Origin of the sequence: Nocardia veterana NBRC 100344, from assembly GCF_000308855.1 — a bacterium.
GTDB lineage: Bacteria > Actinomycetota > Actinomycetes > Mycobacteriales > Mycobacteriaceae > Nocardia > Nocardia veterana.
In genome coordinates this window covers 1-384 of record NZ_BAGM01000161.1, presented here as the reverse complement: position 1 = coordinate 384, position 384 = coordinate 1, and the positions used below count along the sequence as shown (strand labels likewise).

Sequence of the window (384 nt, the reverse complement as noted above, 5' to 3'; positions counted from 1 at the left end):
GGCTCATGCTGCGTACAGCGTCGGTCCGCATCGTCGGCGGATGGGGCGGTCTCCCAACAGATGACGACCTCATCATGTTCGCAGGTCTCTCCGGGGTGGCTGACGGTCACTTCGATCAAGCAACGACGTGGCTATATCGCCAGCACTCTAATCAGACCGTACGCTCTGACCACCATCGCAGCTGGACAGAAGCCGGCCGCCGAATGGCGCTGCAACGCGCTGTCGCGGTCAAAAACGCCGCGCTACGTCTCGGCCCAGCCAGTGCGGACGACCAGAGCCACACCGTCAGCATCGCCCCGTCGCTGAAAGCTAAAAGCCAGTAGCGCGGCATTTCTCGTCACTACCGCTTTGCGCGGTGGTTGCCGAATTTGGCTATATAGGATC

Annotated in this window: 1 protein-coding gene; it reads left to right on the top strand. The window is 61.2% G+C overall.

Features of this window, described 5'->3' with window-relative positions:
• Positions 1-323: hypothetical protein (locus ON37_RS33905; protein WP_217999961.1), on the top strand; the 323-nt coding region annotated here is incomplete at its 5' end.
• Positions 324-384 lie beyond the last annotated feature (61 nt).